Source organism: Ramlibacter sp. (genome assembly GCF_029866045.1).
Classification (GTDB): domain Bacteria; phylum Pseudomonadota; class Gammaproteobacteria; order Burkholderiales; family Burkholderiaceae_C; genus Ramlibacter.
Window position 1 is genome coordinate 1 of the sequence record NZ_JARXAB010000108.1, and the last position, 5,772, is coordinate 5,772.

The following is a 5,772-nucleotide window of genomic DNA, read 5'->3' on the forward strand; positions in this document are numbered from 1 at the left end:
ACCGGCCTTAGACGCCAGGTAGAGCGCAGCGCCAGCCATGTCGGCCTCGTTGGTCAGGCGCCCCAGCGGGATTTTGGCGGTCAAGGATTCGAGGCCCTTGCGCTCGATGGTGCCCTTGAGCATCTTGCTCGGAAACTGCCCGGGCGCAATCACATTGGCCACCACATGGCGACGCGCCAATTGAGAGGCCAGGTGCTTGGTCAGGTGGTGCAGGGCCGCCTTGCTCGAGGTGTAGGCATAGGTCTCGTGCGCCGGCAGGTACAGGGCGTTGATCGAACCCACATTGATGATGCGCGCCGGGTCCTCGGCGGTACCGGCAGCCTCGAGCCCGGGCATGAGGTCGCGGATCAGGAAGAAGGTGCCACGGACGTTGAGGTCGTAGACCTTGTCCCAGCCGGACTCGGGGTACTCGGCCAGCGGCGCAGCCCACAGCGCGCCGGCGTTGTTGATCAACACGTCGAGCTTGGGCACCCGGGCGAGGAAGTCAGTGGTAAAGCGCTTGCGGTCCTCGTCGGAAGCAATGTCACACGCCAGCGGGGTGCACTCGCCAAAAGGCGCCAGCTCGGCGGCCAGCGCCTCACAGGCCGCCAGGTCGCGCGAGCAGATGTAAACCTTGGCACCGCACTTGACGAAGGCGGTGGTGATGGCGGCGCCAATGCCCTTGGCACCGCCGGTGATGAGGACGGTCTTGCCAGCGACACCGAAAAGCTCGTTGAGAAAGTCCATGGGGTGATTCCTTTGAATAAAACATTATGCATGGTTGGGTCGAATGACCCCTAGGCCTTCAACCCAGAGCCCGGCCCAAAAAGCCCAGCACCGCCTCGCCGAAGGCGTCATTGGCGTCGCCCGCGATCATGTGCCCGGCCTCCGCAATCAGGACGTACTCGGACTGCGGCACCATCTCCAGGAAATCGCGCGCGCCGGCCTCGCTTAAAACGTCGGAACGGCCACCGCGCACCAGCAGCGTGGGCAGTGTCAGGCGCCGTGCGGCGGCGGACATTCGCGCATAGCGGTTCGGATACTCGCGCACCCGGCTATCGAGCATGCGTGCGTCCCAGTGCCAGTGCAGCCGCCCGTCAGCGCCCCGCCGCACCACCTTGGCCAGGCCATCGACGCGGGATGGACGCGGCCCGCCGCGGTGGCTGGCGATGGCGTCAGCCACCTCCTCCAGCGAGGCAAAGCCGTCGACATGGGCCTCCATGAAGGCCTTGTTGCGCAGGTAGCCCTCTTCCTGGGTCTGGGGCGCGTAGTCGACCAGAACCAGGCCGGCCGCCTTGATCAGGCCCTCCCCCACGGCGAGCAAAAAGACCTCGGCCGAAAGCGATGCACCCACCAGCACCGGCTGACGCCCGGCCAGTGCGGGCACCGACAGCAGGGCGCACAGGCCACGGACCTGAGCGTCCATTCCGTACTCGCCGTCTTCGGCCCAGTCGGAGTCTCCATGGCCGGGGCAGTCGACTGCCACAGCGTAATACCCAGCGTCACCCAGTCGACGGCCGGTGTCACGCCAGGCGTGGCGGGTCTGACCGCCGCCGTGCCCGAGCAGCACCAGCGGTGCAGCCGGGTCGCCCCAGCTGTCGGCCGCAATGCGAAGGCCAGCATCGGTCGCCCACAGATGCATGGGATCGGGCGTTCCCGGCAGGCGCTGGCCTGCGTTCACGAACCGCCCTCGCCGACCCAGGTGACCACCTCGCCCAGCGGCGCCCGCACGGTGCGAAAGGCGTTGGCCGGGTGGGCCGTGTCTGCAAAGCCGATCGAGATGCCGCAGACAATGTGCCGGTCTGCTGGCAGCGGCAGGTGCGCACGCAGGATGTCGGGCCACGAGGCCACCGCGGCCTGGGCGATGGTGCCCAGACCCAGCGCGGTGGCAGCGAGCATGAAGTTGGCGACCCAGGCGCCGCAGTCCATCACCCCGTAGGTCCCCAGGGCCTGCGGGCTGGTGACCACCGCCAGATGCGGCGCGCCAAAGAGGCGAAAGTTCTCCAGCCCCTGGGCGGCAGACGCCTCCCGGTCTCCCTTGGCCACCCCCACCGCCTCGTAAAGGGCCCAGCCGCATTCGCGGCGGCGGTCGCGGTAGACCCCGGTGTACTCGCGCGGCCGATCCAGCTCGGAGGCGGCTGGGGCTCCGGTGCGGGCACGCTCGATCAGCGCCGCGCGCAGCCGCCCCAGCGGCTCGCCGCTGGCGATGTGAACATGCCAGGGCTGCGCGTTGCACCAGGAGGCGCTGCGGCCGGCGGCGGCGAGGGCCCGCTCGAGCAGGTCCCGTGGCACCGGATCCGGCAGGAAGGCGCGGCAGCTGTGGCGCCGCGCCAGCAGCTGGTCCAGGCTCGCAAGTTCGTCCATCAGGTGCCGTCCATCAGATATCGCCCATGAGGCGGCGTCCCTCAGATCACGCCCTGGGCGCGCAGGGCAGCGATCTCGGCCTCGGGAAGCTGGAGCAACCCACCGTAAATGTCGGCGTTGGCTGCGCCCAGGTCTTGCGCGGGCACATCAAACTGAGCGTGGGCGTCGGAGAAGCGGATGGGGTTGCCAATGCCGCTGGTACGCAGGTCACCAATCAGCGGGTGCTCGAGTACGGTCACTGCGCCGCGCGCGATCAGCTGCGGGTCGGACAGCACTTCGGCAGGCGCCCGCACCCGGGTCGCAGGTACCTTGCGCTTTTCAAGCAGCTCGGTCACCACCTCGGCGGTGGTGCGCTCGCGGGTCCAGGCCTCGATGTAGCCGTTGAAGGCGGAGGCATGCGCCATGCGCGGGCCGCGGCTGGCAAAGCGCGGGTCGTCCAGCAACTCGGGCTTGCCCATGGCCTCGAGCAAGGGCCGAATCCACTCCGGCCGGAAGGCCACGATGGCCACATGACCATCCGTGCAAGGGTAGACCCCAAAGGGCACCAGCCGGTCGTGCGAATTGCCCGACCGGCGCGGCACGCCGGCCTGGGCGAAGAGGTCGAAATGCTCCTCGGCCAGCAGTGAAGCCATGCAATCGAGCATGGACACCTCCACATGCTGGCCACGGCCAGTCCGCCCACGCTGGATGAGGGCCGCCAAAATGCCATTGACCGCGTACAGGGGCGTCACCAAATCGGCGATGGGAATGCCAATCCGGGTGGGCGGGCCGTCGGCGAATCCGGTCACCTCCATCAAGCCGCAGGCGGCCTGCACCAGGATGTCCATGCCCTTGAGGCCAGGCACCACGCTGGGCTCGCCAAAGGAACTGATGGAACCGTACACGATGCGCGGGTTGACCTCGGCGGTGCGGGCGTAGTCGATGCCGAGGCGGGTGGTGGCTCCCTCGCTCATGTTCTCGAGCACCACATCGCACTCCTGAACGAGCCGGAAGTACAGCTCGCGCCCCTTGGGCGACTTGAGGTCCAGGGTGACGCTCTTCTTGTTACGGCCGCGGTTGACGATGGTCACCGAGATCTCGTCCTCGGCCATCGCGCCACCGAAGTTCAGGCCGCGCCGGCTGACGAAGGGCGGATTGGTGCGGGCGATATCACCGCCACCAGGCGATTCAACGTGAATCACCTCGGCGCCCAGGCCGGCGAGCATGAGGGCGCCGTAGGGACCGGCCAGGGCCACCGTGAGATCGAGGACACGGATGCCTTCTAGCGGGCGCTGAAGTGGGGTGGCGCTGGCGCCAGGGCTTGCGTTCATATCAGGACTTCTCCTCATGGGGTCCGGCGTTGCCGGCGGCGAAACGGGTGACACCTGCGGCCATGGCGGGCGACTCGTGGCGATAACGAAATTGCATCCAGCGCTCCAGGGCCAAGCCGTCGTGCAGCGGCAGCTCCGGCGCGCGACGTGCGGTGTACTTCAGGCTGGCCAGGGCATGCGGGTCGGCCTCTGCGATTTCCTGGGCCAGTTGCATCACGGTGGCCTGCAACTCGGCGCCTGGCACCGCCAGCGCCGCCAGGCCAATGCGCTCGGCCTCGCGGCCGCTCATACGCCGGCCACTCAGAAGATAGTACAGGGCGCGCGGCAGGCCAATGCGCCGTGGCAGGCGCTGGGTGCTGCCACCGCTGGGAAACAGGTTCTTGCGAATGTGCTCGTCGCCCATCATCGCGTCCTCGTCGGCAACGACGATGTCGCAGGACAGAGCCAGCTCCAGCCCACCCGCGACCGCAATGCCGTTGACGCAGGCGATCACCACCTGCCGGGCTGACTCCAGGCCCTGATAGGCAGCCTGCATGCGGTCCTGGTTCTGCAGGTGGGCAGCGGGGTCGTGCAAGGCGTGCTCGGCGATCCACTTGAGGTCGGTGCCGGAGCAAAACGCCCGGCCCTCGCCGCGGATCACGATGACCCGGATGTCATGCCCCGGCGCAGAGCAGTCCTCGACCGCGGCGCGCAGGGCCGTGAGGGTCGGGCCGTCGAGCGCGTTGAGCCGGTGGGGCCGGTCCAGGGTAAGAACCCGCACCCGCGGCGTGCTGTCGTCAATGCGCAATCCGTCGCTCATGGAGTGTGGTCAAGCAGGGGCATGGAGCCGCAGGGTGCAGGGTGGGCGCAATCCGCGCGTGCAATTTTTCACGCAGGAAATGGTCGCGACAGGGCGACCGGCTACGCTGATTATGCATAGTACATTCTGAAGCTTGCCGCGCCCGTGATGTTGAACACTCGCCGCGGGGGCCGCCGCTGTCGCCAAGGGCCACAGAGACAGCGCCCCGTGTTGCAAAATTCTTGGCGCGAAACACACAAAGTAATTTTTTTGACCACCGGAGACACCCCCATGGCCGACGCCCATCAATACGAGACGATTCTTTACCGCGAGGAGGGCCCGGTGGGCATCCTCACGCTCAACCGGCCGCATGACGGCAACAAGTTCAACCGCGTGGCCTGCCAGGAGGTGCGTGACTGCATCGAGTCGATCCGCCGTGAGACCCGCACCCGGGTGCTGGTGATCACCGGTGCCGGCGACAAGTTTTTCTGCATTGGCGGCCACCACGACGGCGACGAAAGCTCCCGCCTGTATCCGGGCGCGCCATCCACGCTGGAGATTTACGAAGCCATCGAGCGCCTGCAAAAGCCGGTGATCGCCTCGGTCAACGGCTTTGCGGTGGGCGGTGGCCATGTGCTGCATGTGGTGTGTGACCTGACCATTGCTAAAGAAAGCGCAATCTTCCGCCAGGTCGGCCCCATGGTGGGGAGCTTCGACGCTGGCTACGGCACCTGGTACCTGGAGGACCTGGTTGGCAAGAAGAAGGCCAAGGAAATCTGGTTCATGAACGAGAAGCTGACCGCCCGGGAGGCGCTGGGCCTGGGGTTGATCAACCGGGTGGTGCCCGACGCCGATCTGGAGCGCGAGACGATGGCGATGGCACTCAAGATCGCAGAGCGCGGCTCCTATGCGCTGGCGGCCTTGAAGGGCGCGTTCAACGCCCGCCATGGCGGCGTGGGCGGCCTGGCCCGGGTCACACACGACCTGATGCTGCCGCACTACTACGCCTCGGAAGAAGCGCACGAGCTGCACGACGCGTTTGCCAACAAGCGGGCGCCTGACACTACGAAGTTCGGTCGGTAAAGGCCGGTCCTTCGGGGGGGGCTTTTTTGGCGTTGCCGGGGAACGCCGAGGGTGCTTGGCGTTAGCGTGGCACGCGCCGGGTGTGCGGATGGAGCTTGACTCTTTGCGGGGTACGCGCCGGGTGTGCGGCAGGGGCCCGGCGGCTTCGATGCAGGGGCCCTTCGGGCTTCCTTGCGGTGCTCGGCCGCCAGGGGCACGCGAGGCAAACTCGCCCCTTCAGGGCTCAAACATGCCTCGCTCTTCGGCCCCCAGCGCCCT

The 5,772-nt window shown here is 67.4% G+C and carries 6 protein-coding genes; 1 reads left to right on the forward strand and 5 read right to left on the reverse strand.

Annotated elements, in window-relative coordinates:
* From QE494_RS11870 to QE494_RS11890, 5 genes are all read right to left on the reverse strand, one after another.
* On the reverse strand, positions 1-726 hold a 726-nt coding region (locus QE494_RS11870; RefSeq protein WP_300043589.1), incomplete at its 3' end, for an SDR family NAD(P)-dependent oxidoreductase.
* A 58-nt stretch (positions 727-784) separates the two neighbouring features.
* Positions 785-1,660, reverse strand: a complete 876-nt coding sequence (locus tag QE494_RS11875) for an alpha/beta fold hydrolase (protein ID WP_300043590.1) — start codon at positions 1,658-1,660, stop codon at positions 785-787.
* Positions 1,657-2,343, reverse strand: coding sequence for a nitroreductase (locus tag QE494_RS11880; RefSeq protein WP_300043591.1), 687 nt, complete (start codon positions 2,341-2,343; stop codon positions 1,657-1,659). The genes QE494_RS11875 and QE494_RS11880 overlap by 4 nt, the downstream gene beginning before the upstream one ends.
* A 41-nt stretch (positions 2,344-2,384) precedes the next feature.
* Positions 2,385-3,653 (reverse strand): CaiB/BaiF CoA-transferase family protein, encoded by a 1,269-nt coding sequence (locus tag QE494_RS11885; protein WP_300043592.1) that lies wholly within the window; start codon positions 3,651-3,653, stop codon positions 2,385-2,387.
* A gap of 1 nt (position 3,654) precedes the next feature.
* The gene (locus QE494_RS11890) at positions 3,655-4,452 is read right to left on the reverse strand and encodes an enoyl-CoA hydratase/isomerase family protein (RefSeq protein ID WP_300043593.1); all 798 of its coding nucleotides are present in this window, start codon (positions 4,450-4,452) and stop codon (positions 3,655-3,657) included.
* A gap of 270 nt (positions 4,453-4,722) precedes the next feature.
* On the opposite strand from QE494_RS11890, the gene QE494_RS11895 reads away from it, so the two are divergent.
* Positions 4,723-5,514 carry an enoyl-CoA hydratase-related protein gene (locus QE494_RS11895; protein ID WP_300043594.1) on the forward strand — a complete coding sequence of 264 codons (792 nt, stop codon included), beginning with the start codon at positions 4,723-4,725 and terminating at the stop codon, positions 5,512-5,514.
* Positions 5,515-5,772: the final 258 nt, after the last annotated feature.

Excerpts from the sequence above, each read along its gene's own strand:
- QE494_RS11880 (WP_300043591.1), bottom strand. The coding sequence starts at position 2,343 with ATGGACGAACTTGCGAGCCTGGACCAGCTGCTGGCGCGGCGCCACAGC.
- QE494_RS11885 (WP_300043592.1), bottom strand. The coding sequence starts at position 3,653 with ATGAACGCAAGCCCTGGCGCCAGCGCCACCCCACTTCAGCGCCCGCTA.
- QE494_RS11890 (WP_300043593.1), bottom strand. The coding sequence starts at position 4,452 with ATGAGCGACGGATTGCGCATTGACGACAGCACGCCGCGGGTGCGGGTT.
- QE494_RS11895 (WP_300043594.1), top strand. The coding sequence starts at position 4,723 with ATGGCCGACGCCCATCAATACGAGACGATTCTTTACCGCGAGGAGGGC.